Annotated in this window: 24 protein-coding genes and 1 tRNA gene; 16 read left to right on the forward strand and 9 right to left on the reverse strand. The window is 64.2% G+C overall.

From position 1 onward, the window contains the following. The first annotated feature begins 75 nt into the window (after positions 1-75). Positions 76-486: a SufE family protein gene (locus SAS01S_RS02130; RefSeq protein ID WP_066804089.1), complete on the forward strand. Its 411-nt coding sequence runs from the start codon at positions 76-78 to the stop codon at positions 484-486. A 69-nt stretch (positions 487-555) separates the two neighbouring features. Further along, complete coding sequence (locus SAS01S_RS22725) at positions 556-729, forward strand: hypothetical protein (RefSeq protein WP_169804886.1); 174 nt, start codon at positions 556-558, stop codon at positions 727-729. Positions 730-766: 37 nt separating this feature from the next. Here the strand turns inward: SAS01S_RS22725 and SAS01S_RS02135 are convergent, their stop codons facing one another. Next, positions 767-1,087 (reverse strand): DUF2218 domain-containing protein, encoded by a 321-nt coding sequence (locus SAS01S_RS02135; RefSeq protein ID WP_066804092.1) that lies wholly within the window; start codon positions 1,085-1,087, stop codon positions 767-769. A gap of 85 nt (positions 1,088-1,172) precedes the next feature. Then, positions 1,173-1,766, reverse strand: coding sequence for a PadR family transcriptional regulator (locus SAS01S_RS02140; protein ID WP_439646826.1), 594 nt, complete (start codon positions 1,764-1,766; stop codon positions 1,173-1,175). Between the two features lie 160 nt (positions 1,767-1,926). Between SAS01S_RS02140 and SAS01S_RS02145 the strand changes: the two genes are divergently transcribed. From SAS01S_RS02145 to SAS01S_RS02160, 4 genes are all read left to right on the forward strand, one after another. Further along, positions 1,927-3,261 (forward strand): replication-associated recombination protein A, encoded by a 1,335-nt coding sequence (locus SAS01S_RS02145; RefSeq protein ID WP_066804098.1) that lies wholly within the window; start codon positions 1,927-1,929, stop codon positions 3,259-3,261. Then, positions 3,242-3,598 carry an MmcQ/YjbR family DNA-binding protein gene (locus tag SAS01S_RS02150; RefSeq protein WP_066804102.1) on the forward strand — a complete coding sequence of 119 codons (357 nt, stop codon included), beginning with the start codon at positions 3,242-3,244 and terminating at the stop codon, positions 3,596-3,598. Before SAS01S_RS02145 ends, SAS01S_RS02150 begins: the two co-directional genes overlap by 20 nt. After that, complete coding sequence (locus SAS01S_RS02155) at positions 3,588-4,460, forward strand: hypothetical protein (protein WP_066804316.1); 873 nt, start codon at positions 3,588-3,590, stop codon at positions 4,458-4,460. Before SAS01S_RS02150 ends, SAS01S_RS02155 begins: the two co-directional genes overlap by 11 nt. 44 nt (positions 4,461-4,504) lie before the next feature. Then, positions 4,505-4,580 (forward strand) — tRNA-Thr (locus SAS01S_RS02160). 53 nt (positions 4,581-4,633) lie between these two features. On the opposite strand, the gene SAS01S_RS02165 is transcribed toward SAS01S_RS02160, so the two are convergent. Continuing rightward, complete coding sequence (locus tag SAS01S_RS02165) at positions 4,634-5,224, reverse strand: hypothetical protein (RefSeq protein ID WP_218016231.1); 591 nt, start codon at positions 5,222-5,224, stop codon at positions 4,634-4,636. 65 nt (positions 5,225-5,289) lie between these two features. Then, the gene (locus tag SAS01S_RS02170; RefSeq protein WP_084238405.1) at positions 5,290-6,078 is read right to left on the reverse strand and encodes a class I SAM-dependent methyltransferase; all 789 of its coding nucleotides are present in this window, start codon (positions 6,076-6,078) and stop codon (positions 5,290-5,292) included. A 124-nt stretch (positions 6,079-6,202) separates the two neighbouring features. Here SAS01S_RS02170 and pdxR point away from each other — a divergent pair, with 124 nt between their 5' ends. Together pdxR and SAS01S_RS02180 are read left to right on the forward strand one after the other, a co-directional pair. Next, a complete protein-coding gene (gene pdxR, locus SAS01S_RS02175) occupies positions 6,203-7,702 on the forward strand; it encodes a MocR-like pyridoxine biosynthesis transcription factor PdxR (protein ID WP_066804109.1) in 1,500 nt (499 codons plus the stop codon). A gap of 97 nt (positions 7,703-7,799) precedes the next feature. Continuing rightward, positions 7,800-9,860, forward strand: coding sequence for a S9 family peptidase (locus tag SAS01S_RS02180; protein WP_084238414.1), 2,061 nt, complete (start codon positions 7,800-7,802; stop codon positions 9,858-9,860). 39 nt (positions 9,861-9,899) lie between these two features. Here SAS01S_RS02180 and SAS01S_RS02185 read toward each other — a convergent pair whose 3' ends face one another. Then, positions 9,900-12,290, reverse strand: a complete 2,391-nt coding sequence (locus tag SAS01S_RS02185; protein WP_066804112.1) for a penicillin acylase family protein — start codon at positions 12,288-12,290, stop codon at positions 9,900-9,902. Positions 12,291-12,761: 471 nt separating this feature from the next. Here SAS01S_RS02185 and SAS01S_RS02190 point away from each other — a divergent pair, with 471 nt between their 5' ends. The 4 genes from SAS01S_RS02190 to dgcA all read left to right on the forward strand — a co-directional run bounded on the left by SAS01S_RS02190 (position 12,762) and on the right by dgcA (position 18,992). Further along, positions 12,762-15,752: a TonB-dependent receptor plug domain-containing protein gene (locus SAS01S_RS02190; protein WP_066804115.1), complete on the forward strand. Its 2,991-nt coding sequence runs from the start codon at positions 12,762-12,764 to the stop codon at positions 15,750-15,752. A 228-nt stretch (positions 15,753-15,980) separates the two neighbouring features. Further along, positions 15,981-16,865: a LysR family transcriptional regulator gene (locus SAS01S_RS02195; protein ID WP_066804118.1), complete on the forward strand. Its 885-nt coding sequence runs from the start codon at positions 15,981-15,983 to the stop codon at positions 16,863-16,865. Between the two features lie 94 nt (positions 16,866-16,959). After that, positions 16,960-17,991 carry an N-acetyltransferase DgcN gene (gene dgcN, locus SAS01S_RS02200; RefSeq protein ID WP_066804121.1) on the forward strand — a complete coding sequence of 344 codons (1,032 nt, stop codon included), beginning with the start codon at positions 16,960-16,962 and terminating at the stop codon, positions 17,989-17,991. 8 nt (positions 17,992-17,999) lie between these two features. Further along, positions 18,000-18,992 carry an N-acetyl-D-Glu racemase DgcA gene (dgcA, locus tag SAS01S_RS02205; RefSeq protein ID WP_066804130.1) on the forward strand — a complete coding sequence of 331 codons (993 nt, stop codon included), beginning with the start codon at positions 18,000-18,002 and terminating at the stop codon, positions 18,990-18,992. 56 nt (positions 18,993-19,048) lie between these two features. Here dgcA and SAS01S_RS02210 read toward each other — a convergent pair whose 3' ends face one another. Further along, positions 19,049-19,624, reverse strand: coding sequence for a hypothetical protein (locus tag SAS01S_RS02210; protein ID WP_157082630.1), 576 nt, complete (start codon positions 19,622-19,624; stop codon positions 19,049-19,051). A 186-nt stretch (positions 19,625-19,810) separates the two neighbouring features. Between SAS01S_RS02210 and SAS01S_RS02215 the strand changes: the two genes are divergently transcribed. Continuing rightward, the gene (locus SAS01S_RS02215) at positions 19,811-20,209 is read left to right on the forward strand and encodes a response regulator (protein ID WP_066804136.1); all 399 of its coding nucleotides are present in this window, start codon (positions 19,811-19,813) and stop codon (positions 20,207-20,209) included. Positions 20,210-20,393: 184 nt separating this feature from the next. On the opposite strand, the gene SAS01S_RS02220 is transcribed toward SAS01S_RS02215, so the two are convergent. Beyond that, on the reverse strand, positions 20,394-20,768 hold the full coding sequence (locus tag SAS01S_RS02220) for a ribose-phosphate pyrophosphokinase (protein WP_066804139.1): 375 nt from the start codon (positions 20,766-20,768) through the stop codon (positions 20,394-20,396). A gap of 83 nt (positions 20,769-20,851) precedes the next feature. On the opposite strand from SAS01S_RS02220, the gene SAS01S_RS02225 reads away from it, so the two are divergent. Continuing rightward, positions 20,852-21,547, forward strand: coding sequence for an endonuclease/exonuclease/phosphatase family protein (locus SAS01S_RS02225; protein ID WP_066804142.1), 696 nt, complete (start codon positions 20,852-20,854; stop codon positions 21,545-21,547). Further along, entirely contained in the window at positions 21,544-23,829 is a 2,286-nt protein-coding gene (locus SAS01S_RS02230; protein WP_066804145.1) for a patatin-like protein, read from the forward strand. Before SAS01S_RS02225 ends, SAS01S_RS02230 begins: the two co-directional genes overlap by 4 nt. A gap of 51 nt (positions 23,830-23,880) precedes the next feature. On the opposite strand, the gene SAS01S_RS22350 is transcribed toward SAS01S_RS02230, so the two are convergent. Continuing rightward, positions 23,881-24,042, reverse strand: coding sequence for a hypothetical protein (locus tag SAS01S_RS22350; RefSeq protein WP_157082631.1), 162 nt, complete (start codon positions 24,040-24,042; stop codon positions 23,881-23,883). A 5-nt stretch (positions 24,043-24,047) separates the two neighbouring features. Then, entirely contained in the window at positions 24,048-25,058 is a 1,011-nt protein-coding gene (locus tag SAS01S_RS02235; protein ID WP_066804148.1) for a threonine ammonia-lyase, read from the reverse strand. A gap of 150 nt (positions 25,059-25,208) precedes the next feature. Here SAS01S_RS02235 and SAS01S_RS02240 point away from each other — a divergent pair, with 150 nt between their 5' ends. Then, a complete protein-coding gene (locus tag SAS01S_RS02240) occupies positions 25,209-26,426 on the forward strand; it encodes a type III PLP-dependent enzyme (protein WP_084238415.1) in 1,218 nt (405 codons plus the stop codon). Positions 26,427-26,457: the final 31 nt, after the last annotated feature.

Raw genomic sequence — 26,457 nt, forward strand, 5'->3', positions numbered from 1 at the left:
CGATCCTCGTGGTAATTGAGTGCGGACCCAAGGGCGACGGTTGGATTGGACGGCAGGAGCGCTATAGCGCGGACCATGCCGAGCCTTTCCGACCTGCACGACGAATATGAATTCCTCGACGCCGACGATCGCTATCGCCTGCTGATCGATCTCGGCCGCACGCTCGAGCCGATGCCCGACGCGCTCAAGACCGATGCGACACTGGTGCGGGGATGTTCGGCGTCGGTGTGGGTCTACCCCACGGTTCGCGACGACGGCGTGCTCCATTTCCTGGCCGAGTCAAACGCTGCGATCACCAAGGGCATCATCGCGCTGGTATTGCTGACGGTGCAGGATCGGCAACCGGGCGACATCCTGGCGACCGATATCGACGCCGCGCTGGCGCCGTTCGACCTGCGCAACCAGCTCAGCTCGAACCGGACGCAAGGCATTCCCAACATGATCGCGCTGATCAAGGCGACCGCGGAACGGTACGCCGGGAGCTAGACCAAGCGATGGCTGTTCCAGCCGCCTCGAAAACCTTCTAGGGCGCCCGGAAATCCCGGGAGATTCTTCGTGAAATTCATTCTGCTCAAGTCGCGCGGCGGCGATTATCTCGTGGTCGCGGCGAACATCGCTTATCTGCGCGCCGACGAGAACGGCCAGACCAAGGTCGGCATAGTCGGCGGCGACTCCCTGCTTGTTGTCGGCAGCATGGAGGAAGTCGCGGAGAAGGTCTTGGCTGGGTGAAAATTCCTCCCCGGCACGGGGAGGAATTTTCAGTCCCTCACGCCACCTGCCAGTCGAATGCCAACGGCGCCTCGCGAAAGGCGAAGCGATCGAGATGACGCGCGACGGCACCCTTCAATCCTTCGAGCTGCTCAGCAACGCTGGCGTCGATCCGAACGTCGAGCGCCTCGCCCGACGCATCGAACGTGACCAGCGCGTCGCCGGGCCAGTCCGCACCGCGCGCGTCCTTCGGAAAGGTCACGGTACCGTGATCGGCGGTGAACTCAACCGTCAGATTGTGTTGCCAATGCTTGCACAATTGCTGGAGATATTTGCTGGCGCTCGCGGTCGGCACCTTGGCGGTCTCGGAAACGGTCATGGGGTTCTTTCGATAAGGGGCCGGCGGCCGGGTCGATGCCCAGCCGCCGGCGGAGGATCTGCAAGCGGGTAGTGCCGCTCACGCCTTACAGCCGCTCGATCTTCTGCGCGGCCTCGTCGAGCAATGCGACGACCTGGTGCAAGATCTCGTCATCGACCTCGCCCGAGTTGAGCCGGTTGACCAGCACTTCGCGAAGATTGCCCATCGCGCGGCGGATCGACGTGGCGTCGACTTTCTGCCGCTCCTCGCCGATCGCGCTCAGTCGGGCGATCAGCGCAGCGACCTGCTCGGCATTGGCTTCGAGCTCGGCAGTGCCGGCCTCGGTGACCGCGAACAGCTTCTTGGCGCCCTCGCTCTGCTGTTCCTGGATTAGGCCCATATCGTCCAGCAGGGTGATGGTCGGATAGACCACGCCCGGGCTCGGCGCATAGGCGCCGCCGGTCAGCTCTTCGATCTGCCGGATAAGGTCGTAGCCGTGGCGCGGCTCGTCGGCGATCAGCTTCAAGAGGACAAGGCGAAATTCGCCGCCGTCGAACATGCGTCGCGAGCGGCCCTCGCCGCGCCCTTCACGGCCGCCGCCGAAACCGCGGCCATGCCAGCCGCGATGGCCCCAGCCGCCGCGCATCGCATGATGTCCGGGATGGCAACCGTGGCCGCCGTGATGATGATGAGAAAACATGGATCTCCGATTCCTTGGGTGTTTCATGATGCCACCAAGATATATCTTAGATAGCCGCGTCAAGATATATCTTAGAATAATTTTTGATCGACGGCTCCGCGCTTCTCCCAGAACGATCGAACCGCTGGGATTCCCGCCCTCCCCGCCCTATGTTCCCGTTATGGCCGATCTCTTCGCAGGCTTCGAACCCGAAGCCTCTTCCCAGGATGTCCCGAGCGAGAACGCACCGCTCGCCGATCGGCTGCGCCCACGCCGGTTGGAGGATGTCGTCGGCCAGGAGCAAGTGACCGGGTCGGAGGGCGCGATCGGGCGGATGGTCGCCGCCGGTCGGCTGTCGTCGATGATCCTGTGGGGCCCGCCCGGCACCGGCAAGACGACGATCGCGCGGTTGCTCGCCGACTCGGTCGGTCTGCGCTTCGTCGCGATCTCTGCGGTGTTCTCGGGCGTCGCCGATCTCAAGAAAGCCTTCGCCGAAGCGCGCGAGCATGCCCGGATCGGCAAGCGTACCTTGCTGTTCGTGGACGAGATCCATCGCTTCAATCGCGCGCAGCAGGACGGGTTCCTGCCTTATGTCGAGGACGGCACCGTCACGTTGGTCGGCGCCACTACCGAGAATCCCAGCTTTGAACTCAACGCCGCCGTGCTCAGCCGCGCGCAGGTGCTGATCCTCCACCGGCTCGACGCCACCGCGCTGGGCAAATTGCTTGATCGTGCCGACGAATTGATGGGCCGTCCCCTACCCCTCACAGCCGAAGCCCGCGCGGCGATGATCGCCAGCGCCGATGGCGATGGGCGCTTTCTGCTCAACCAGGCCGAAACGCTCTATTCGGTCGACTTGCCCGAACCGCTCGACCCCGCCGGGCTGTCGGCGTTCCTGCAACGCCGCGTCGCCGTCTATGACAAGGATCGCGAGGGGCATTACAATCTGATCTCGGCGCTGCACAAAGCGGTGCGCGGCAGCGATCCCCAGGCGTCGCTTTATTATCTCGCACGGATGCTCACCGCGGGCGAGGAACCGCTTTTCCTGCTGCGCCGGCTAATCCGCATGGCGATCGAGGATATCGGTCTCGCCGATCCCCAGGCGCTGGTCCAGTGCATCGCCGCCAAGGATACTTACGACTTCCTCGGTTCGCCCGAAGGCGAACTCGCGCTGGTCCAGGCGTGCCTCTATCTCGCGACCGCACCCAAATCGAACGCGTCCTACAAGGCGATGGGCGCGGCGTGGCGGTCGGCGAAGGAAACCGGCTCGCTGATGCCGCCACAGAACATCCTCAACGCACCAACCAAGCTGATGAAGGATATCGGCTACGGCAAGGGCTATGCCTATGACCACGACACGGAGGAGGGTTTCTCGGGGTCGAATTACTGGCCCGAGGAAATGAGCCCGCAGACCTTCTATACGCCGACCGAGCGCGGCTTCGAGAAGCGAATCCAGGAGCGGCTGGATTATTGGGACAGCCTGAGGCGGAGGGCCGATGACCGGGACGCTCGATAGTTGGGACGACATCGTCGCCTTCGCGCTGACGCTGCCCGAGACCTATATGGAAAGCTTCTACGGCACGCCCTGCCCCAAGGTGAACAAGAAGGCGTTCGTGTCGCCCAGCCACGAAGCCGCGACCAGCTTCCATGTGCGTTGCACGCATGACGAAAAGGCTATCCTGCTCGAAACCGATCCCGACACCTTCTGGCAGACGCCGCATTACGAAGGCTGGCCAGGGGTATTGATACGCTATGGTTCGGACGATCCCGAACGCGTTCGGACCGTGATCAAGCGCGCCTGGTGGGATCGCGCAAGCAAGGCGCAACGAGTGGCTTTTGGCGATCGCCCCTGATCATTTCGACCATTATGCGGCGATCGACTGGTCTGGCGCGGTCGGTCCGGTGCAGCGCGGAATCGCGGTGGCGATCTGTGCCCGTAACGATGGCGCTCCGGAGCTGATCGCGCGGCCGGGCGGATGGTCGCGAAGGGCCGTGCTCCATTGGCTGCGCGATGAGATGCCCGATGCGACGCTGGTCGGACTCGATCTCGGGCTGTCGCTGCCGTTCGCCGATCGCGGCGCGTTCTTCCCCGGGTGGGACGAGAGCCCCGCCGATGCGCGCGCCTTGTGGGCGCTGGTCGACCGGATCTCGGCCGACGATCCGCACCTCGCCGCGTCGAGCTTCGTCGATCACCCGCACGCCTCGCGCCATTTCCGGCGGCATGGCGGGCGCGAGGGCGATCAGTATGGCGGTGGCCGTGGCCGACTCCGCCTCAGCGAGGTCGAACAGCGGCTCCAGGGGCTGAACCCGTACAGCAACCTCAATCTCGTCGGCGCGGCGCAAGTCGGGAAATCGAGCCTGACCGGGATGCGCGTGGTGCACCAGCTGGCCGGCAAGCTTCCGATCTGGCCGTTCGATCCGGCACCGGCGCGAGGATCGCTGATCGTCGAAATCTATACCAGCCTGGCCGCGATCGCCGCCGGGCGGGCGAAGGGGCGCACCAAGATGACGTCGATCGAGGCGCTCAACATCGCGTTGGAGGCAATCGGCAGCGCGCCGGTGACGGGGAGCGGCGCGATCGACGATCATAGCGCCGACGCGCTGCTGACCGCGGCATGGCTGCGCGCCTATGCGCCTCGTCCGGAATTATGGTCGCCCGCCGGCCTGACGCCTGACATCGCGCGAACAGAGGGCTGGACCTTCGGCATCACCTGACGCATGGGAGCTGCCAGTTGAATACCGGGGCTCAGGCCCCGAGGGCCGGATTAGCTCAGCTGGTAGAGCAGCGGTTTTGTAAACCGAAGGTCGCGGGTTCGATTCCTGCATCCGGCACCATCCCGACATACGCTATGATATTTGGATGGCCCGGTTCGGCGGTCAGAAAAAGGCTAGGATGTCGTCCGCGTATCGTCGGCGATCCAGTTCACTTCCCAGGTCTTGCCGCCGTCGGCGGAGAGGGCCTGTTCGAAATGGATCGCGTCCTTCGACCGCTTGATGATAACGAAGCGCACGAAAATCGCGCGGCCGCCCAGCGTATCCTGCTGATAGAATTCGCCACGACCATCGCGGAAGCCGCCGACGGTGGGCGCGACCATCTGGCCGTCGCTGCGGTTGGCGAAATTCAACCCCCATTGCCGGGTCTGCGGATTGTAGAGACGCAGCGACAACCCCTCGAAATGGCCGGCCGGTCCGTCGACGACGAGTTCGACCAGGTTCGCGGCGCCATTCCAGACGGGTCTGACGATCGTCGTACCGTCATAGTCGACCCAGGTCTGCGATCCCGTCAGCGGATGAAGACGGCGAGATAAATGCGTCTTCCACTCGCCGATCTCGAAGTCGAAATCGTGCTCGCCGGCGGCCAGCGCCGTCGCGGTCACTGCCGGCGGTAGCGTGCCTGCCCGGACCGGATCGTCGCTCGATCCGTATGCCGGCATGGTGAGGCACAGACAGGCCGCGAAGCCCAATCCCAATCTCGACATGGACCATTCCTTCCTGAGCCGCGCCGCCGACAGCAGAGAATCCGCCCGGCAATCAACGGAGTATCTCAACGCAGCGGCCGTCTGAACTTGAAAATGAACTGATCGGTATGCCCGCGAATAGCGGCGTTGAACGGACCCGCGGTATGCGGATCGGCTGGATTGGCGAGAAGGTCGCTGCCCCCAACGAACTCGAATCCCGCTGCTTCGACCTCGCGCCGAACCGTCGACGGTTCGATGCGATGCAGCGTATCGGTGACGTCCGCCGGCGATCCCTTCGCGGCGACATGATCGAGCACGATATAGACACCGCCCGGCTTGAGCGCGGCATAGACCGCGCGATTGAACGCCTTCATGTCGACCGGCCCCATGAACGGGTCGTGCAGATCGTGATAGTTTTGCGAAATCCAGAACAGATCGAGCTTTTCTGGAAAGCGCGCGACGTCGATCGCCGATCCAGCCGTCACCGAGACATTGGGGTGCTTGACGATATAGGCCTGGATATCGGCGATCCCTTTGACGATGTTCTCATATTGAAACAGGCTCGCCGGGACGCTCGCATAGACATGTCCCTGTGCGCCGACGATCCCGGAAAACAGCCGCGTGAAATAGCGGTTGCCCGCGGCGTAATCCGCGACCCGATCGCCCGGCTTGACGCCGGCAAAGGCGAGCACCTCGCCGGGCTTTCGGTTGGCGTCGCGCTCGACATCCGCCGCCGGGCGCGCGGAGTCGGCGATCGCGGCGGCAATATAGGTCGGCATCGGCCCGTTTACGCACGCATCGACTGCCGGAGCGGTCGCGAGCAACATCGAAAACCCGGCCGCCAGTCCAATTCGCCGAACGGTTTGCGCCAACATGCCGATAGCCTCCGATTGCCTTGATGTATCCCGCCCCGCACCTATGCTGGCGACGAGCGGGAATTGAGGGCCAGTCGGGACAAAATCGGTTGGTCCACTTGGCCGGGTCCGGCAAAAGGCTGCAATGAATCCATTGTTCGAGTTGCGGCTGGAGCGTGGCGGCGACGGCACGCGCAATTCCGCGCGCAGCATCTATGAGCAATTGAAGGCCGCGATCGTGGAGGGCCGGCTCGCGCTCGGCGCGCGGCTGCCCGGCACCCGGCAATCGAGCGCGTTTTTCGGCGTGTCGCGCAATACCGCGACCGACATCTACGAGCGGCTGATCAACGACGGCTATGCGGTCAGCCGGCGCGGCTCGGGCACCTATGTCGTCGACGCCTTGCCGATGGCGCCGCCGTTCGATGCCGACCAGGACGCCCCGACCGACGATCCGAGGTTGAACGGCTTCTGGTTGAGCGAGGAAACGCGCGCGGCGATCGGTTTCTGGCGCGATGAACCGATCGCCGGAAACCGCCCCGACAAGGGCACCGCGATCGATTTTCGTCCCGCGATGATCGACACGCGGCTCTTCCCGATGGACGTATTTCGGCAAATCAGCGTCAAGCAGTTACGTAGCCTCGAAAACCAGCCGCCTAGCTTTAAGAGCGCGCAGGGCAATCAAGGCAATTTCCGCCTTCGCGAGGCGATCGTCCGCCACATCGCGCTGACCCGCGCGGTGCCGTGCCGCCCGCAGGACGCGCTCGTCACATCGGGCGCGCAACAGGCGTTCGACATCCTCGCGCGGACTCTCGTCACGCCGGGCAAGACCGTCGTCGCGATCGAGGATCCCGGCTATCCACCGATGCGCGTCGCCTTTGCCGCGGCAGGCGCGACGATCGTGCCGATCGAAGTGGATGACGGGGGGCTGATCGTCGATCAGCTGCCGGCGAACACGAACATCATCTGCGTCTGTCCGTCGCATCAATTCCCGATCGGCGTCACCATGTCGCCGCGGCGCCGCGCGGCATTGGTGGCATTCGCCCGCGCCAATGGCGCGGTGATCGTCGAGGACGATTATGACGGAGAATTCCGCTACGAAGGCAGTCCAGTCGAAGCGCTGAGGACCGCCGATGCCGCCGATCTCGTCTTCTATGTCGGCACCTTCTCCAAATGCATGCTGCCCTCGCTGCGGCTGGGATTCATCGTCGCGCCGCCCTGGGCAATGCGGACGTTGATCGCGGCGAAAAACTGCCTCGACTGGCACTGCCCGATCCCGACCCAGATGGGAGTCGCCGGGTTCATTGGCGAAGGGCATTTGACGCGTCACGTGCGCAAGATGCGCGGGATATACGACCAGCGGCGGCGGCTGATCATGTCGCTCATGACGGCGCATCTGGGTGAGTGGTTCGATCCGGTCCCGCCACCTTACGGCATGCACATCGCGGGGCTGGCCCGAGATGGCGTCGATCTCGAAGCGGTGACCGCCGGCCTGCTTGCGAGCAACGTCAAGATCCACACGCTCGATCGCTACCATTTCGGCTCGCCCAAGCGGCGGGGCATTGTACTCGGCTATGGCGTGGTCGGCCTGCCAGAGATCGAGCATGGCCTGTCACTGTTGCACCAGGCCTTGGTCCGTCCGCGCTAGGCCGCCTATATCTCAACGAAGGAAAGCCATAACCGCCCGGCATAAGCAGCGAATCCAGTGCTTGCCCGACGCTTTTTTCTGATCCTAGCCTGTATCCATGAAGCTGCATCCCGCCTGGCTGGCCTCCGCATTGCTCGCACTTTCCGTCGCCGCCGCGCCGGCGCTTGGCGGACAAACTACGCGCGATGGCAAGCCCGTCGACGCATTGGCCTCCAATCTCGCGCTGCCGTTCGCCAGCGATCTCAATGGCGCACGCCAGGCGCCGGTCTTCGCCTGGATCGAAGATGTGGCGGGCGCACGCAACGTCTGGATTGGCGGACCCGATATTCCCGCCCATCCGCGCACCGCTTTTGCCGGCGACGAAGGCATCGAGCTCTCCGAGCCGCAGCTGAGCCAGAATGGGCGCCGTCTGCTGTTCGTGCGCGGCGGCGATGCCGAATTTCCCGAAGCAAACGTCCCCAACACGGGGATCACGCTCGAAACGCCTGAACAAGCGCTGTTCGTCGCCGACGTCGCGGGGGCGCAGGCGCCGGTCAAGATCGGGCTGGGCCATGGCGCGGCGTTCAGCCCGGACGGCATGCGCGTCGCTTACACCCGCAAGGGTGAGATCTGGCTGTGGAGCGGTGATGCCGCGGCGCATCGGCTCGCCACCGTCACGGGCTCGGTGGAGGATTTGCAATGGTCGCCGGACGGCAGGCAATTGCTGTTCATCGAGCAGCGCAAGGGCCATAGCTTTGTCGGCCTGCTCGATGTCGAGCAGCGCTCGCTCCGCTATATCGGGCCGACTCTGGGCCAATCGAGCGATCCGATCTTCTCGCCCGACGCCCGACAAGTGGCGTTCTTGCAGTTTCGCGATCCGCCTGCGGACGTGCCAGACAGTAGCGCCTCCTTTTGGTCCGTGCGCGTGACCGACTTGGCAAGCGGCGTCACGCGCTCGCTCTGGTCGGCGCCCAGTGGCGAAGGTGGGCAGTTCGCAGGGACGCGCGGGCGCAATTTGTTCTGGACCGCATCCGGCCATTTGCTGTTCCCGTGGGAGCGGACCGGCTGGATGCACATCTACGCGCTGCCGGCCGCGACCGGCGGCACGCCGCGCGACCTGACGCCGGACGCCAACGAAGTCGAGACTTTCACCCCGACGCCTGACGGCAAGGCAATCGTCTACGCCGCCAATGCCGGCAATCTCGATACGCGCCAGCTCTGGCGCACTGCGATTGAGGGCGGCAAGCCGGCGCGGCTGACCCAGAATGACTTCTTCGTCTTTCGCCCGGTGTTCGGTGGTGATCGGCTCGCGGCGACCGCGACCGACGCCCAACGTCCGGCGCATATGGTGCTCGTCGACGGCATGAAGCCGCTGGGGCCGGTGGCGATCGCGCCCTCCTATTCCAAGCCCGAGACGATCGTCTTCACCGCCACCGATGGCATGCCGGTCCACGGCCAGTTGTTCCGCGGCAAGGGTCCGGGTCCCCACCCTGCCCTGATCTTCGTCCATGGCGGACCGCGCCGCCAGATGCTGCCGGCGTTCAACCCGATGCATTATTATTCGAACGCTTACGTCCGCAATCAGCAATTCGCGGTGCTGGGATACACGGTGTTGTCGGTCAATTATCGCAGCGGCACCAATTATGGCCGCGCGTTTCGCGAAGCGCCCGGGACCGGGCGCGACGGTGCGTCCGAATATCGCGACGTCCTGGCCGGTGGGCGCTGGCTGGCGAAGCAACCGGACGTCGATCCTAAAAGGATCGGCATTTGGGGCGGAAGCTGGGGCGGATACCTCACGGCGCTGGCGCTCGCCCGCAACAGCGATCTGTTCGCCGCAGGCGCCGATTTCCACGGAGTTCACACCTTGGTTCGGCTTGGCGATGCGTCGCTGTCGCCCGATGCCGAGATCAAGGCTCGCGCGCTGCAATGGCAGTCTTCGCCGATGGGGTCGATCGACCGCTGGAAGTCGCCGGTGCTCATCGTCCATGGCGACGACGATAAGAATGTCGACCATGACCAGTCGCTGTTGCTGGCCCGCGAACTGACCGCGCGCGGCGTGCCGTTCGAGGAATTGAGTCTGCCCAACGAGCGGCACGAATTCTTCCGCTATGGCGACTGGCTGGCGAGCTATCGCGCGACCGAAGCATTCTTCGCGCGGATGCTGAAGGCGGGGAAGTGAGGGATTGACCTAATTCCTCCCCGTTCCGGGGAGGATTTTTTACGCCTTTGGCGCGATCGTCGTCCACGTCACCGCATGCGCGTCGACCGCCGCCTTACTGAACCACAAGGGCTGCGTGTTGGCGGTCAGCCAATCCTGATACCAGTCGCGATAATGCGGCGAACGCGGGTCGCCGGATTGGCCCGGGAGTAGCAGCACCCGGCTATTGTCCCAGGCGCCGACGTCCGCCACGAGCAGATAGCTCGCTCCGTGCATCACGTTGAAGCTCTTGCGCCCCAGGTTCACGCCGCGCGCCATAACGGTGTAGCTGTCGCCGCCCGACCGCCCGCCATCGATTTTGGGGAATGCCGCGGCGATCGCCGGCGAGGCCAATAGCGGATGCGCGATCGATACTTGGTGCAGGTCGCCCCAGCGCCATTTCGCAGGATCGACGCCGGCGAGCTCGACCGTTTTGGCCCATCCCGCCGCCAGCGCCTTGTCGAGCAAAGCGTCGCGTGCCGCGACGGGATCGTCGCCGAGATAATGGTCGGGCTTGGCGAGCAGCCGCAGCATCTCCGACAGGTTCATCGTCTTGAGGAGGTCGCGCGCGGCCTTCGGAATGACGAGGTCGCGGAACGCCGAGGACAGTTCGGGCATGACCTGTTCATACAGCAACGCCGCCGCGCTATCTGCCGCGATCCCGTAATTCCATTGCCGCAACAGCGCCGCCGCCGGCGCCGCTTGAGGCGAAAGACTGGCGGGCAGCAGCTTCACCAGCGCGCGCGCCGACAGCGATTGCACGTCGTGCTGGAGCGCGACGCTATCCTCGACGCGGTGCTTGGACTGGCTGCTCAGCACCTCGGCGATGCGATCGTAGCGATAGGAATCGCTCCAGCTGAAGCTGATCTTGCGCTCGCGATACGGATAATCGGAGGGCAAGTTCATCTGGTTGGCCGAGGCAAACCAGCCCGCTTTTGGGTTATAGCTGTTGGGCATTTCCTCGACCGTGAGAATGCCGGTCCAGTCGTAGCTGCCGTCCCCAGGCGCGGGGAACAAGCCATCGTGCTTGGGCCGCTTGGGCGTGAACCCACTGGCATGCCATCCGGTATTGCCGTGAATGTCGGCGTAGTGATGGTTGGTCGGCGAGACATGAATCTTGAGCGCCTGACGCAACGATGCCCAGTCATGCGCCAGGTTGATCGCGATGATCGCGAACCGCATGTTCGCGCCCGGCAACAGCGCCACGCTGGCCTGGACCACCGCGCGGTGGTGTGCCGGGTCCTGCGAGATGACCGGCCGGCCTTGCGAATAGCGCAAGGTCACACGCGCGGCCGGCGCGTCCTTGATCGCGATCTCTTCCTCGACCGTCTCGAAGCGCTTCCACTTGCCCTTGTGCCAATATTGCTCGGGATCGTCCTCGCGCGTCTTCAGGATGAACAAGTCGGTCTGGTCGATATGGAAATTGGTTCGCCCGAAGGCGAAGCGGTCGGTATGACCCTGCATGATGCCCGGCAGACCGGGATCGCCACCGCCCATCACATCCAGGCCAGGTGCGGTCAGGTGCGCGATGTGCCGGGGACTAAGCCCGCCAATCCCGAGATGCGGATCGTTGGCCAGGATCGGGCGCCCGGTCGCGGTGCGGCTGCCGGCGACGGTCCAGGCGTTGCTGCCTTGCGCGATACGGTCGATGCGATCGAGCTCACGGTCATAGGCGGCGATCTTCTGGCCGAACGGCAGCGGCGTCGATCCATCGAGCAGGATGCCCAGATCGGCCTCGCTGACCGCCGCGCAATCGAGCCCGTCGGGGACGGTGAATTGCCAAGCCGGGCGCAGCGGATCCATGAATCGATCGTATTCGAGCAGGCCGCGCGCCTGAAGCTGCGCGTGGCGCACTTCGTCATCGGCATCGCCCATCCCGCCGCCGCGCATGCGGACCAGGTCGCGCACGTCCCAGCGCAGCGGCGTGATGCCCAATATTCCATATTCGAGCGGTAGCTGACTGGGATCAGTCTCGAGTTCGTCGATCCGCGCGTTGATCCCCGCGACATAGCCGCGCGCGCAGTCGAGCACCTCGGGCGGCAACGACCTGAGTTCGGCGTCTATATCGCCGCGATAGAGGAACAGCCGCGCCGCGCTATCGGCAGTCACGAAACGCGAGCCGAACACTTCCGCCATGCGCCCGAGCTCACGGCGATAATCCCAATCGATCTGGAACATCCGGTCGCGCGCGACGACATACCCCTGGCCGAAGAACGCGTCATGCTTGGACTTGGCGCGGATGTGCGGGACGCCCATCGCGTCCTCGATGATCTCGATCGGCGCGCGGGCGCCGGCCAGGCGGATACTACGCCCGCGTCCAGGCCCGGTCTTACTCACCTCGGGCGCAATGCCCGCACCGGGCAGCGCGAGCATCGCGACCGAGGTCAACAGGAACGCGCGACGCTGAATCATCAAGGGCCCCAATCGTCATCACCCAATCGCCATCACCATGAATCGAGACCCTATCGCAGCCGGTTGGGCAAAAGTGCATACCGAGCCGGGCATCGCCTATAGCCATGAGTTATCGACGCCCCTGCCAATGCGACTCCGAGCCGCGCCGGCGAACCCTATTCCCTCAGGCTATACCCAAGCAAAATCATAGTAACCCCGCTTCTATTGACCCCCTTTAGGCGCCCTGTAACCTCCCGTCTCGGAAGTGACATGTTTCCGCAACACAGCGGGCAGTCACTCTTCCAAAAAGGCAGGGATGACAGGAGGACAAGCCGATCGGCCCTTCCGGTACATCCCGCCGACCAATGCAGGTGGGACACATGAGCTGATCGACAGCCATGGTCCAAGCTACGACATCGGGTCTCGACGCGCCACGCACGTCGGAGGAGTTCCTCCACATCGGCCCGATCGCAAGCCAAAGGGGTTGTTTGAATGTCTATTTTCGGGCGTATTAATCCGCGGATCGACCGCCGTTACGCGGCGGGCATCGCCATGACGGCGCTGGCCGTCGTCCATAGCGCGCCGGCTTTTGCGCAAGCGGCCACGGCACAGGACGCCCAGGCGACGCCGCAAAACGTGCCGGCCGCGGCGCCGATCGACGATTCGGACATCGTGGTCACCGGTTCGCGCATCGTGCGCAGCGGATTCCAATCGCCGCAGCCGCTGACGGTACTGACGCAGAAGGAGATCGAAACGCAGTCGCCGACCAACAACCTGGCCGACTTCGTCAACACGCTCCCCGCGCTCGCCGGCTCGACCAGGCCGGCCAACTCTCGCCTCAACCTGTCCAACGGCCAAGCGGGCATCAACCAGCTCAACCTGCGCAACCTCGACAACTCGTCGACCGGTACGCGCACCCTCGTCCTGATCGACGGCCGCCGCTCGGTCGGCTCGACCGTCAACGACATCGTGGACATCAACACCATCCCGCAAGGATTGGTGAAGAGCGTCGAGATCGTCACCGGGGGCGCATCGGCCGCTTATGGGTCCGACGCGGTCGCCGGCGTGGTCAACTTCATCCTCGACAAGAAATATGAGGGGCTGAAGGTGTCGGCCGACACCGGCGTCACGACCTATGGCGATGGCAGCAATTATAGGTTCGCCATCACGGGCGGCACGTCGTTCGCGGGCGGCCGCGGGCATGTCGTGCTGAATGGCGAACTCGCGCACCAAGACGGCATCTTCAGCGTCGATCGTGCCTGGAACGCCACCGGCTATGTCCGCTTCACCAATCCAGCATGGACCGCCGGCGATGCCACCGCACCGCAATATCTGACGACGCTGCGCCAGGTTGGCGCGGCGAACTCGACGCCGGGCGGTCTGATCACGGCATCGACGGGAACCACCGCCAATAGCCTGCGCGGCATCTATTTCGGCCAGGGTGGCTCGGTTAATCACTATCAGTTCGGCGCGCTGACCTATCCCGCGATCTCGGGCTCCGCAGGTCCCCAGGTGACTCAGGGCGGCGATTGGCTGGTCAACGATTCGGGCCGCCGGATCGGCCTGATGCCAGAGGAGAACCGCTACGGCGTGTTCGGCCGGCTGAGCTACGATATCACCGACAATGTCGAAGTGTATTTCGAAGGGTCGTACAATCGCGGGAAGTCGGTGTTCAACGCGGGGCCGAACCTTTCGACGGGCATCGCATACAAGACGGACAACGCTTTCCTGATCCAGGAATTGGGCGCGGCGCAACTTGCCGGCATCACTGGCGTGACCGTCGCCACTACCGCAGTCGACCTGCCCTATCGCGGCGTGAACAACGAGCGGAAGGTTCAGCGCTACGTCGTCGGTGCCGACGGCAAGTTCCAGGCATTCGGCAAGGCGGCCCATTGGGATATCTATGCCCAATATGGCCGCACCGATATGCGCGAGCAACTGACGAACATCATGAATACGCAGAACATGCTGAATGCGACCGACGCGGTGTTCGCACCGGCCGGCAACGCACTCGGCGTGGCGGCGGGGACGATCGTGTGCCGCTCGTCGCTGACCAGCCCGACCAACGGCTGCATTCCGCTCAATCGCCTGGGCATCGGCGTCGCCAACCCGGCCGCCTTCGCTTATGTGCTCGGCAACCCCGAGCGCAGCGAGATCGCCGAGCAGAAGGTCGCCGGCGCAAATCTGGCGCTGACGCCGTTCGCTACCTGGGCGGGTGACGTCAGCGTGTCGGTCGGTGCCGAATGGCGCGAAGAAAGCATCAAGGGATCCGTGCCGGCACAATTCCAGCCGATCATCAACCTTGACGCCAACGGGCATGCCATCTCCACAACGAACCGCTGGTCCGTCGGCAATTATCTGCCGACCAACGGCAGGTACAACGTGAAGGAAGCCTATCTCGAAACCGTCGTGCCGCTCGGGCTGGGGCTCGAGTTCAACGGCGCGGTGCGGGCGACCGATTATTCCACCTCCGGATATGTCACCACATGGAAGGGCGGCCTGACCTGGCAGCCGATCAAGGACATCCGTTTCCGTGTGACGCGGTCGCGCGACATCCGGGCGCCTAACCTGAGCGACCTTTACCAGGCCGGTGGTTCCAACAGCGATTCGGTCAGCAATCCTTTCTACAAGGACAACCACAATCTGCCGGCGAGCTATTCCTATTCGGCAACGGTCATCGGCAACCCGAACCTGAAACCCGAAAAGTCGAACTCGTGGAATGTCGGCGCGGTCCTGACGCCACGTTTCCTCCCCGGATTCAACGCCTCGATCGATTACTTCCGGATCGAGATCAAGGACGCGATCGGCTCGTTCGGCGCGCAGGACATCATCAACCTGTGCTATCTTGGCAACCAGGACTTCTGTGCGGGCTATACCGTCGATCCGACGAATGCCTCGAAGCTGCTGTTCCGTAGCCAGCCATTCAACTTTTCACGACAGCTCGTTCGCGGCATCGATTTCGAGGCGGCATATCGCGTGCCGTTGGGTAATGCTTCTTCTTTCACGCTGCGCGGTACGGCAACCAATTATCTCGACAATTTGCTGTACACCGGCATTCAGGGATCGGTTGCCGTCAACACAGCAGGTGTCAATGGCGGCCAGGGCAGCACGCCAAGCTGGATCTTCCACTTTAGCGGCACGCTCGACTTCCCAACCACGTCGATTACCGCAGTGGCACGTGGTGTGAGCTCGGGCAAATATGCCTCGAACGGCATCGAATGCGCGTCGGCGTGCCCGGTATCGACCACCAACTACCCCACTTACGACAACAACCACGTGTCGGGGCTGTTCTATGTCGATCTCAACCTGACGCAGCGGGTCAAGATCAACAACACGTCCGATGCCGAGTTCTTCGTCAATGTGACCAACCTCTTCAACCGCTGGCCGCTGCTGGTTCCGGAAACCGGTCTGGCCGCCAATACCACCTATTCCGACATGCTCGGACGTACCTTCCGCGTCGGCGTTCGCATCAAGCTGCGCTGATCCAGAGTCCCTCCCCCTGGGGCGTCGCGTGGCCGAAAGCCGCGCGGCGCCCTCCCCTTTTCGGGGACCGGACTTCCGAGCGGACTTTGCAATCCATAGCTTTAGGGAATAGGTACCGGGAACCGCTCCATTCCCAGCTCGCTAGCATGCGCCACCGACGCAGAGACGGCAATCAGAGGGGCGTTCGATGACCGGGCGTTTCGGTGCGGGTATCAAGAGGGCCAAGACATGAATCTGCGCCAGCTCGAAGTGTTCCACGCCGTTTATCTGCACGGCACCGTCAGCGCCGCGGCGCGATCGCTCAACGTCTCGCAACCGTCGGTCACCAAGGTGCTGCGCCATGCCGAGGATTCGATCGGCTTGCCACTGTTCGAGCGCGCGCGCGGGCGCCTGATCCCGACCCAGGATGCGCGCGCGCTGTTCGGCGAAGTGTCGGAAATCCAGGACCGCGTGCGGTCGCTGCGCCAGGCGTGCCACAATATGCGGCTGGGCCGGGGCAGCCTGTTGCGGATTTCGGCGCTCCCCTCGCTCGGATTGGGCGCCATTCCGGACGCTGTCGCCGAGTTCCTGCGCGGGCATGAGGACATATTGTTCGACCTGCAGACGCTGCATCACGATGAGATGGTGCGCAAATTGTACGAGCGCGAGACCGATATCGCGATCAGCTACGAGGTACCGCCGGCCGCACCGGTCGGGCATCAGGTGATCGGCGAAGGTGAATTGGTCGTGCTCTATCGCGAACAGGATTTCCCCGACGCACCGTCACGCATTCATCTTACCGATTTGCGCGAGCACAAGTTCATCAGCCCTGTCCAATCGGGGCCGATCGGACGCATGTTATCGAGCGAACTCAACCAATTGGGCGTGGTGCTCGACGAAGTGGTGTCGGCGCGCACTTACTATGTCGCGGCCGCGTTGGTCCGCGCCGGCGTCGGCATGGCGATCGTCGACAATTTCACCGCTCAGGCATCGGTAGCGACCGGGCTGGCGTCGCGCCCACTCCAGCCGGCGATCACCTTCGACATCAACGCGGTCTATATGCAGGACCGCCCGCCGACCCACACCGCTTCCGAATTCCTCGACCTGCTGGCGGACGTGATCGATAAGCTATAGCCCCACGCTATAGGGGCCGTGGCGTTAAATATTGGGGCTGGTCCGGGCCCGGCGATACAGTCTGTCCTCCCTGAAAATTTGCAGCCGAACCGACATGATCGCCACGCCTTACCTCCTCTATCTCGGTCACTCGAACGACCATGCCGGCATCAAGACGTCGCGCGGGCTGGCCGTGTTCCGGCCGGAAGTGTGCGTCGGCGAATTCCGCCACGATGATTGCCGGCTCACGCTCGACCTGCCGCGAATGGATTTCGCGACCGCAGTCGCGGCCGGCGCCAAGACGCTGATCCTGGGCGTCGCCAATGCCGGCGGCACGCTGGGCGAGGACATGGTCGCCGACGCGATCGCCGCGATGGAAGCAGGGCTCGACATCGCATCCGGGCTCCATCAGCGGCTGAAGGACGAGCCGCGGCTGGTCGAGGCGGCGAGCCTGCTCGGCCGCGCACTCCACGACGTGCGCGATCCGCAACCCGGCATTCCCGTCGGCAACGGCCTGCCCCGCGCCGGCAATCGCCTGCTGACCGTCGGCACCGATTGTTCGGTCGGCAAGATGTACACAACCTTGTGCCTGACGCAGGGACTAGTCGAGCGCGGCGTCAGGGCGGATTTCCGCGCCACCGGCCAAACCGGCATCCTCGTGGCGGGGAGTGGCGTTCCGCTCGACGCGGTGATCGCCGATTTCATTTCGGGCGCGATCGAGCAACTGTCGCCCGCGCGCAGCGACGGCGGCTGGGATTTAATCGAAGGCCAGGGATCCTTGTTCCACCCGTCTTTCGCGGGCGTTTCCACCGGCCTGCTACATGGTGCTCAGCCGGACGCGATCGTGATGTGCCACGACCCGGTGCGCAAGCATATGCGCGGCCTGCCGCATTTCAGCCTGCCCGGGCTCGCCGAGTGTCTGGAGGCCAATCTCCAAGTCGCACGGCTAACCAATTCCAAGGTGCGGGCGGTGGGCATCGCGCTCAACACCTCGGCCATGCACGAGGAAAAAGCGCGCGCGCTTTGTGCTCAGACCGCAGACGAGCTCGGCCTGCCCTGCTCCGATCCCTTCCGGTTCGGCGCCGAAGCCATTCTCGACAATTTGCTCGACGAGCCCGCCCGCGCGGGCACCAGGCAAGTCGCCTGATCGCCGCCATGCGCCGAACGATATCGATCCAGCCCGAGACCTTCCCGCTTAGCGCCCCGTTCCGCATCTCGCGCGGGACCAAGACCGCCGCCGAGGTCGTGACCGTGCGGATCGAGCAGGACGGCGTGGCAGGGCGCGGCGAATGCGTTCCCTATCCGCGCTATGGCGAGACGGTCGACGGCACGGTGGCCGCGATCGGCGCGGTACGCGACGCGCTCGAAAATGGGGTCGGACGTGACGAGCTGCTGCGGCTGATGCCGGCAGGTGCCGCGCGCAACGCTGTGGACTGCGCCTTGTGGGACCTGGAGGCGCGGCTGGCGAGCAGCGACGTCGCGACGATGATCGGCCTGAAGCAACCGCTTGGCCCGATCGCGACGGCGATGACCGTCGGGCTGGACACGCCCGACCGGATGCGCGTGGCCGCGGCGGCGCTGGCCGACGTGCAGCTGATCAAGGTCAAGGTCGACCGCACCGATCCCGCCGCGCAATTGCGCGCGGTCCGCGACACGGCGCCCCTGCCCCGCCTGATCGTCGACCCCAATGAGAGCTGGACGATCGACGAGGTGCGGTCGCTTCAGCACTTGCTGCTTGAACTGAGGGTCGACTTGCTCGAACAGCCGCTGCCGGCGGCGGACGATGCCGCGCTGACGGGGTTCGTTTCGGCCATCCCCATCGCCGCCGACGAATCGGTCCACGCCGCAGCTGACCTCGCAGCGCTGCCCGACGGCTATGGCGTGGTGAACATCAAGCTCGACAAGGCCGGCGGCCTGACCGGGGCGCTCGAGTTGGCGCAAGAAGCGCGCCGGCTCGGATTGGACGTGATGACCGGCTGCATGATCTGCTCCTCGCTGTCGATCGCGCCGGCGCTGATGATCGCCGCGGACAGCGTGTTCGCTGATCTCGACGGCCCGTTGTGGCTGGCCCACGATCGGGAGGGCGGGGTCGAATGCGTTGCCGGGACGCTCAGCGCACCGCGGCCTGGGTTCTGGGGCAACATTTAACATATGCGCATTTGGTTTGCCGCCTAGCGGACCACAGGGATAGGATTGTCCAGGATCTACTTGATGCGGGTCAGATAGGCCTTGAAGACGGCGGCCCAGCTCCGTCCGCCATCCTGTGAATAAGAGATTTCAAAGCGGTGCGAATCTGCCGTGATGTCCGACCAAACCCCGCGCACCAAGACGTTGCGGTCCTTGTATTTCCCGGTCGCGTAAAACTCGCCCCTCCCGTCCTTGAATCCACCGATCTCCGGCGTGTCCACCTCGGCGCCGTCGCTGTCGATATAGGACTGGCTCCATTGGCGAGACTTCGCGTTATAGAGAAAGATCGTCGCGCCCTGCCAATGTCCGTCCTGGCCGTCGACATCGAGCTCCTCGATCCAGCCCCGGCCACCCCAGATCGGCGTAGCGGTCTTGGTGCCATCGGAAGTGGTGATACGGGTTCCGCCGTCGAACGGATCGAGCACACGGGTGATGTGCGTGTGCCAGACGCCGCGCGCGAAATCGAAATCGTGCGATCCGTCGTGCGGCACTTGCGGCACGGTATTGGTGTCGGCAGCGCGACCGATGCCGACGGGCAGACTGAGCGCGAGAGTCAAGGCCAGACCGAGGGCCATTGGGGTGCGAACGTTCATCCCTACATCTCCGATAAGCGAGCGTGATCGCGCCACATGTGATCGGACGCACGATCAGATCGAAGTGCCGGTTTTAGGAAATCTTCCTGGTCCACTCAGTCGGGTGTGCTGGAGAACGGCGCGGTAGCACGCCACTAATTCCATATTAAGGCGTTGTCCGTTTCATAACGGACAGGGGAGAAGGTCATGTTCAATGTGCTCGTCGTTGACGACTCGCTCACCGTGAGGGCGATCATCGAGCAATTGCTTGAGGGCGAGAAAGATTTTCGGGTCGTGGGATCCGCGGACAGTGTGGTTGCGGCGCGGGAAATGATCGAAAAATTCGTGCCGAGCGTCATCATACTCGATCTCGCCATGCCGGGTATCGACGGCTTCGCTTTCCTGGATGAGCTGGCCGGACATCCGCACGCTCCCGTCCTTGTGGTATCGTCGCACACGACATGGGGATCGTCCGCCGAGACCGAGGCGATCGAGCGCGGCGCGAAAGCATGCTTCGACAAGGCTGAATTGGTCCGCCACGGAAAGAGCTTCGTCGCGTTGGTCAGGAAAGCCGTGAACAACACGGCAACATTGGATCGGGCGTAGCGAACCCTGCCCTTGGGTGTTGTCGACGCACGTGGAACGATAGTCCGGATCGGCGGCCATGGGAGCAACCCAGTCGGGCGACGTGGTTCCGTCGAGAATGTCGCCCGATTTCCCGGGATATCAGAGAATTACGTTCCAGATTATGGCGCGCGTGCCGCAGGCTCAAAACTTATCCGGTTGCCCATCATTCTGTCCGCCAATAATCGAACGCGATCCGCTGCTGCTCGCGCACCAGCTTCATCGCTGCCGGCCCAGTCCACGGCCCATCATACCCCAGCACGAACGCCCTCGCCCCGACCCACCAGCCCTGCCCGGGCAGACCATCGGATTCGCGCACGACCAGTACCGCCAGCCCGGGTTCGCCCGCCGTGATCGCGGCTTCGTCGATCAGGTCGAGCGTCTTGCATACAGCGCGCATCTTGGGCCGGGTGAAACGGTGCCCCAATTGCGCGAGCAGGTGCGAATAGCTGATCGCCTCGCCCGCTTTGGCCGCCTCAATCAGCAGCGCCCGGACGCGGGCGACGTCGGCGATCGAATTGGCGGAGTTCTGGTCGATCATGACGCCTTCGGGATGACATGCACCGGTCAATTGGGCTAGTCCTCTGCAACCCGCACCTATCGGAGGCGTTCACACAAGCTCCAATGATCAAGGTCGCGAGCTACAATATCCGCAAAGGGGTCGGCACCGATCGCATCCGCAGTCCGGAGCGGATCCTGGCGGTGCTGCACGAAATCGACGCCGATGTGATCGCTTTGCAGGAAGCCGATCGACGATTCGGCCGGCGAGCGGCGATCCTTGGGCCCGACCATTTGTCCGATCACGGGTCGTGGAAGGCGCTGCCATTCGGTGCCCGTCCGCTGTCGAGTGGATGGCATGGCAACGTGCTGCTGGTCCGACGTGACGTGCAAGTGGTCGATTGCGAGGCGATCCATTTGCCGACGCTGGAGCCACGCGGCGCAGTGATGGCCGATCTGCGCATTCGCGGCCAGGCGCTCCGCGTGGTCGGCATGCACCTCGATCTGTCGGGGCTGATGCGACGGCGCCAGGCCGACGCGATCCTGGCGCATCTCGACGCCAGCACGCAGCAATTGCCGACGGTGATGATGGGCGACCTCAACGAATGGACGCGGTCATCGGGCTGCCTCAAGGATTTCGGCGCGCGCTTCCACTTCGCCACGACCGGGCCCAGTTTTCACGCGCGGCGACCGGTTGGACGGCTCGACCGCATCATGGCGTCGCCCGACCTCGCGATCACCGATTGCGGGGTGCATGTCAGCCATGCATCGCGCTGGGCATCCGACCACCTGCCGATCTGGGCCAAGGTGGAGACGGCATGACGCGCGAGAAGGAGCTGCGCATGGCGCTGGTCTGCTACGGCGGGATCAGCCTCGCGGTCTATATGCACGGCATCACCAAGGAGATCTGGCGGCTGGCGCGGGCCAGCCGAGCCTACCATTCGGGCCAGGCGCCGCACGTCAAATCGACCGAACATATATATTTCGGACTGTTGAGCGAGATCGAGAAGGAAGCCGATATCCGGCTGCGCGTGCTGCCCGACATTATCGCCGGCGCCAGCGCGGGCGGGATCAACGGCGTGTTTCTGGCGCAGGCGCTGGCGACCGGGCAGAGCCTAGAGCCGCTGACGCAATTGTGGCTCGACGTCGCCGATATCGAGGCGTTGCTCGATCCGAAGGCGGCGCCGTCGCACCGTTTGTCCAAGGCTTGGGCATTGCCGATCGCCTGGATGGCGCAGCGGCGCGGTGCCGCGAGAGTCGACGAATTGGTCGAGGCCGGAGCACGCGCCGAGGTCGAGCGCAAGCTGTCGCATTTCGTCCGCTCGCGCTGGTTCGAACCGCCCTTCGGGGGCGAGCGCTTCACCAACCTGGTGCTCGATGCGCTGGCGGCGATGGGGGCAGGCGGAGGCGATGGACGATTGCTGCCCGCCGGGCAACCGCTCGATCTGTTCGTCACCGTCACTGATTTCCGCGGCCATCCCGAGCGGCTCGAGCTCAATTCGCCGCCCGAGGTGCTGGAGACCGAGCACCGTCTGGTCATCCCGTTCACCGATCACGGCATGGGTGCGTTTGCGGATCCCGCCGAGCTCGTCTTCGCCGCGCGGGCCACATCGAGCTTCCCCGGCGCCTTTCCGCCCTTCACCGTCGCCGAGCTGGACAAGGTGCTGGCCGACCGGGAAATGATATGGCCGACGCGTGAGACGTTCCTCGAACGCGCGCTGCCGCGGCAATATGCGGTCAACGCGATCGACAGCGCCGTGCTGATCGACGGGTCGGTATTGGTCAACGCGCCGTTCCGCCCGGCGATCGACGCCCTGCGCGAGCGCCCCGCGCGGCGCGAAATCGACCGGCGGTTCATCTATATCGACCCCTCGCCCGGCGCCGGTTTCCATTTCGGCACCACCGCGGCGCCATCGCCGGGCTTCTTCCAGACGATCATCGGCGCGATCTCCGAAATTCCGCGGCAGCAGCCGATCCGCGACAATCTCGAGGAAATCCAGGATCGCAGCCAGCGGATCGAGAATATGCGCGCGATCACGCGGTCGATCCGTCCCGAGGTCGAGACGCAGATCGAAAGCCTGTTCGACTATACGCTTTTCATGGACTCGCCGACGCCGACGCGGCTCAAGAACTGGCGAATCAAGGCACAGAATGCGGCAGCCGCGAAGTCCGGTTTTGCTTACGCCGCTTATGGCCATCTCAAGGTCGCAGGCGTCATCGACCTGATCAGCAACCTGCTCCACGCCGTGGGTGGCGAGACCGGGGCCGACCGCCTGATGCGCATCCGCCAGGTCGTCGAAGCGGCGGTGCAGGCCAGCGACGGCGGGCTGACCTTCGCCGGCAAGGCCAGCGAATCGGCGATCCTGTTCCTGCGCTCGTTCGACCTCGGCTTCCGCATCCGTCGGCTGCGGCTGGTCGCGCGCCGGCTCGCCGAACTGGAAGAAGATCTGTCCGAGGAGCAGCTCACCACCGCGCGCGACGCGATTTACGAGGCACTCGCGGCTTATCTCGAGGCCAAACGGACCGATACGCATGCGGCGTTACGCCGCGACGTGCGCAGCCTGCGCAGCGATGCGGCACCATTGCTCGAAAAGCTGGCGGCATCGCTCAACCTCAAGCGGCTCGATGACGATACCGACGCCAAGCTCGCCGACGCCTTTGCCGGCATGGCGAAGGATGTGAAGCGGCCGTTGTTGCTCAGCTATCTCGGCTTCCCCTTTTTCGACGTCGCGACCTTGCCGCTGCTCCAGGGCGAAGGGCTCGACGAATTCGACCCGATCAAGGTCGACCGCATCGCGCCGGAGGATGCCACCGCGATCCGCACCGGCGGCGCCGAAGCGACCTTGAAAGGCATTCAGTTCAACAGCTTCGGCGCTTTCTTCAGTCGCGCCTATCGCGAGAACGATTATCTCTGGGGCCGGCTGCACGGCGCCGAGCGGATGATCGACATCATCGTGTCCGCGCTGCCGCCGCGCGTGCGGATGAAGCCGGGACGCGTCGCCGCGATCAAGCGCAATGCGTTCCACGCAATCCTGGACGAAGAGGAAGCACGGCTGACCGCGGTTCCGGGCATGATCGATGCGCTCAGGCGGGAAGTGGGCTGAGATTGCGCCCCGGGCTCGCTTGGCTTGGACGTCGACCGTCTCAAACACGCTCTATAGCGTCGTCGCGATCAGCACGTTCCCAACGAGCACAGCGGCCATGACGATCATCAACACGCCCTTGAGCCGCGTATTTGGCCGACGGCATAACCGCACCCCGAAATAGACGAGGATCGCCGCCGCGATCATCGCAACGGCATAGATCATCTCCAACATCGCGCTCAGGACTCGCTTTCGCTGAGCGCCGGGAAAGCCGGTGCCTCAGCGGGTTCGGGGGCAAGCGCCCTAGCATAAGCGTCGATATCGACATTGCCGCCCGACAGGATGACCAGCATTCCCGCCTCGACGGCAACCTTGCCCGCGAGCAATGCCGCCAACCCGACCGCGCCGCCCGGCTCCACCACGAGATGCAGCTTCGCCGCCGCCCAGCGCTGCGCTGCGCGGACCTCGGCTTCGCTGACCGCCACACCCTTGGCATCGCGTCGCGCCAGCACCTCGAAGGTCAGGGGAGAGACGACCGGCGTCTGCAGCGCATCGCACGCGGTCGGCGGCGGGTTGGGGCCGACCGGCTCGATCCAGCTCGCTTCCAGGCTGCGGCACATATCGTCCCAGCCTTCGGGTTCGACCACGGTGATCCTGGCTTCGGTCAGGCCAAGCGCGATACCCGCGGCGAGTCCGCCGCCGCCGCAGGGAATCACGACATGGCTGGGTTCCCCCAGCCCGATGGCCTCCATCTGCCGCCGCGCCTCGATTCCCGCGCTGCCCTGCCCTTCGATGATCCACGGATCGTCGAAACTCGGCACCAACACCGCGCCGCGCGCTTCGGCCAGCTCGGCGGCGATTCGTACCCGGTCCTCGGTCATGCGATCATAAGGGACGATTTCGGCTCCGAGCGCGAGCGTACCGTCGCGCTTCGCCTTGGGCGCATCCGACGGCATCACGATCGTTGCGGGGATGCCCAACCGCTTAGCTGCCCAGGCGACTCCCTGGGCGTGATTACCCGATGAGAAAGCGACCACGCCCTTCGCGCGCTGATTGTCCTTCAAAGCGGTCAGGCGGTGCCACGCGCCGCGTAGCTTGAACGCGCCGATCGGCTGCAGCGATTCGGCCTTGAAGGCGATCATCACACCATTGATTTCATGCGTGAAAAGCGGCGATGGCGCCAGGATCGCGGCGATCTTCGCCGCCGCGTCGCGGACGCCCGCCCGTGTCGGCTGTCTTACGATTGTCACTTTTCGCCTCCGCTCGCCAAAATCGGTTCCAAAAAGTCTTTACTTGGTAACCTTTGGACCTTATCTGCCCGCTTCCCGCTGCCCCATGGGACTTCCAACCGCAAGGCAGCATTTCACCGTACGGCGCAAGCCACTTGGAGGTCCCTTGAGTTGCACAAGCATCATAGCGCGCTGGGGCTAGCGAAAGCCCCTGGTAATTCCGCCCGCGGAATTGCTCTTGATCAGCGTCCGGTTCAGCCGGTCACGCTCATTCGTCCGCATGCGGCTTCCCGCGCCGCCCGATTCTTCGTCGAGAAGTTTCCGGGCCGCTCGATGTATGCCGTCAAGGCGAATCCCTCGCCCGAGTTGATCCAGATCCTCTGGGACAGCGGCATCACGCATTACGACGTCGCCTCGATCGCCGAGGTGCGGCTGGTGCGGCGTACGCTGCCCGACGCGACCTTGTGCTTCATGCACCCGGTCAAGGCCGAGGAAGCGATTCACGAGGCCTATTTCAAGCACGGCGTGAAGACGTTCAGCCTCGATTCGATCGAGGAACTGGACAAGATCGTCCGCGCCACCCACGGCGCGAGCGACCTGACGTTGTGCGTGCGCCTGCGCGTCTCGTCCGAGCACTCGAAGCTCAGCCTCGCGTCGAAATTCGGCGTGGCGCCGGGTGAATCGAAGGAGCTGCTGTTCCAAGCGCGGCAAATCGCCGACGCTTTGGGCATCTGCTTCCATGTCGGCAGCCAGGCGATGACGCCGGCGGCTTATGCCGAGGCGATGGAGCGCGTGCGCCAGGCGATCGTCGAGGCCGGCGTGACGGTCGACGTCGTCGATGTCGGTGGCGGCTTCCCGTCGACCTATCCCGGCATGGAGCCGCCGCCGCTCGAACATTATTTCGAGACGATCCATCGTGCGTTCGAGAGCCTGCCGATTTCCTATTCGGCGGAACTCTGGGCCGAACCGGGCCGGGCGCTATGTGCTGAGTACAGCTCGATCATCGTGCGCGTCGAAAAGCGCCGCGGCGACGAATTGTACATCAACGACGGCGCCTATGGCGCGCTGTTCGACGCCGCGCATATCGCCTGGCGGTTCCCGGTCACGCTGCTGCGCGAGCCGGATAGCCACGCCAGGGACATGGGGTACAGCTTCTACGGCCCGACTTGCGACGATCTCGACCATATGCGCGGGCCGTTCATGCTGCCGGCGGATGTGCGTGCGGGCGATTATCTCGAAATCGGGATGCTCGGTGCGTATGGTTCGGCGATGCGGACCGCGTTCAACGGCTTCGGATCGGACGAGACGGTGATCGTCGACGACGAGCCGATGGCGTCGCTTTATATGAGCGAGGACCGTGAGGTCGCGTCGAACGTCGTAAAGCTGTAACGACAACCATTCAAAGCCGTCATACCAGCGA

This window comes from Sphingomonas asaccharolytica NBRC 15499 (assembly GCF_001598355.1).
In the GTDB taxonomy this organism is placed as follows: Bacteria; Pseudomonadota; Alphaproteobacteria; order Sphingomonadales; family Sphingomonadaceae; genus Sphingomonas; species Sphingomonas asaccharolytica.

Excerpts from the sequence above, each read along its gene's own strand:
- SAS01S_RS02230 (WP_066804145.1), top strand. The coding sequence starts at position 21,544 with ATGACGCGCGAGAAGGAGCTGCGCATGGCGCTGGTCTGCTACGGCGGG.
- pdxR (WP_066804109.1), top strand. The coding sequence starts at position 6,203 with ATGAATCCATTGTTCGAGTTGCGGCTGGAGCGTGGCGGCGACGGCACG.
- SAS01S_RS02210 (WP_157082630.1), bottom strand. The coding sequence starts at position 19,624 with ATGAACGTTCGCACCCCAATGGCCCTCGGTCTGGCCTTGACTCTCGCG.
- dgcN (WP_066804121.1), top strand. The coding sequence starts at position 16,960 with ATGATCGCCACGCCTTACCTCCTCTATCTCGGTCACTCGAACGACCAT.
- SAS01S_RS02150 (WP_066804102.1), top strand. The coding sequence starts at position 3,242 with ATGACCGGGACGCTCGATAGTTGGGACGACATCGTCGCCTTCGCGCTG.
- dgcA (WP_066804130.1), top strand. The coding sequence starts at position 18,000 with ATGCGCCGAACGATATCGATCCAGCCCGAGACCTTCCCGCTTAGCGCC.
- SAS01S_RS02140 (WP_439646826.1), bottom strand. The coding sequence starts at position 1,766 with ATGTTTTCTCATCATCATCACGGCGGCCACGGTTGCCATCCCGGACAT.
- SAS01S_RS02190 (WP_066804115.1), top strand. The coding sequence starts at position 12,762 with ATGTCTATTTTCGGGCGTATTAATCCGCGGATCGACCGCCGTTACGCG.
- SAS01S_RS02195 (WP_066804118.1), top strand. The coding sequence starts at position 15,981 with ATGAATCTGCGCCAGCTCGAAGTGTTCCACGCCGTTTATCTGCACGGC.
- SAS01S_RS02145 (WP_066804098.1), top strand. The coding sequence starts at position 1,927 with ATGGCCGATCTCTTCGCAGGCTTCGAACCCGAAGCCTCTTCCCAGGAT.
- SAS01S_RS02135 (WP_066804092.1), bottom strand. The coding sequence starts at position 1,087 with ATGACCGTTTCCGAGACCGCCAAGGTGCCGACCGCGAGCGCCAGCAAA.
- SAS01S_RS02185 (WP_066804112.1), bottom strand. The coding sequence starts at position 12,290 with ATGATTCAGCGTCGCGCGTTCCTGTTGACCTCGGTCGCGATGCTCGCG.
- SAS01S_RS02215 (WP_066804136.1), top strand. The coding sequence starts at position 19,811 with ATGTTCAATGTGCTCGTCGTTGACGACTCGCTCACCGTGAGGGCGATC.
- SAS01S_RS02180 (WP_084238414.1), top strand. The coding sequence starts at position 7,800 with ATGAAGCTGCATCCCGCCTGGCTGGCCTCCGCATTGCTCGCACTTTCC.
- SAS01S_RS02225 (WP_066804142.1), top strand. The coding sequence starts at position 20,852 with ATGATCAAGGTCGCGAGCTACAATATCCGCAAAGGGGTCGGCACCGAT.
- SAS01S_RS22350 (WP_157082631.1), bottom strand. The coding sequence starts at position 24,042 with ATGTTGGAGATGATCTATGCCGTTGCGATGATCGCGGCGGCGATCCTC.
- SAS01S_RS02165 (WP_218016231.1), bottom strand. The coding sequence starts at position 5,224 with ATGTCGAGATTGGGATTGGGCTTCGCGGCCTGTCTGTGCCTCACCATG.
- SAS01S_RS02130 (WP_066804089.1), top strand. The coding sequence starts at position 76 with ATGCCGAGCCTTTCCGACCTGCACGACGAATATGAATTCCTCGACGCC.
- SAS01S_RS02170 (WP_084238405.1), bottom strand. The coding sequence starts at position 6,078 with ATGTTGGCGCAAACCGTTCGGCGAATTGGACTGGCGGCCGGGTTTTCG.
- SAS01S_RS02220 (WP_066804139.1), bottom strand. The coding sequence starts at position 20,768 with ATGATCGACCAGAACTCCGCCAATTCGATCGCCGACGTCGCCCGCGTC.